The organism is Halomonas sp. 3F2F (genome assembly GCF_014897805.1).
Taxonomy (GTDB): domain Bacteria; phylum Pseudomonadota; class Gammaproteobacteria; order Pseudomonadales; family Halomonadaceae; genus Vreelandella.
In genome coordinates this window covers 1-572 of record NZ_JABUZE010000162.1, presented here as the reverse complement: position 1 = coordinate 572, position 572 = coordinate 1, and the positions used below count along the sequence as shown (strand labels likewise).

The 572-nt window shown below is 53.0% G+C and carries 1 protein-coding gene; it reads left to right on the top strand.

Translation table 11 applies throughout. From position 1 onward, the window contains the following. A partial coding sequence (locus INT21_RS16825; protein WP_193085499.1) for a transposase occupies positions 1-572 on the top strand: 572 nt, incomplete at both ends.

Sequence of the window (572 nt, the reverse complement as noted above, 5' to 3'; positions counted from 1 at the left end):
GCTTATAACTACGACCAGAACGCCATGGTGGTGATCAACTATCAAGATCAGCTCCAGCCAGGCACCTTTGAACACGCTGTGCACTACCTGATCGAGCACAAGCTCGACTTGTCCGTTTTCCATCCCCAGTACCGCAACGACGCGACCGGTCGGCTGGCCTATGATCCGGCCATCCTGTTGAAAATCATCCTGTTTGCCTACTCCAAAGGCATCACCTCCAGTCGTGAAATGCAGTGGTGCTGCGAGACCAATATCATTTTTAAAGCTCTTTCCTGCGATACCGTTCCCCATTTCACCACACTGGCCAGCTTCGTCAGTCGCCATGCCGATGAGATTGAAGCGCTATTCGAGCAAGTGCTGCTGGTGTGCCACGAACAAGGCTTACTGGGCAACGAACTCTTTGCCATTGATGGCTGCAAGATGTCCTCCGATGCCTCCAAAGAGTGGTCGGGTACGTTCAAAGAATTGGGCGAGAAACGGGAGAAACTGAGAGGCCTGATTCGGCATCACCTACTAGAGCACTACGCGCGTGATGAAGCTGAAACGGAAGCCGATCTGGATCGGGATATCCG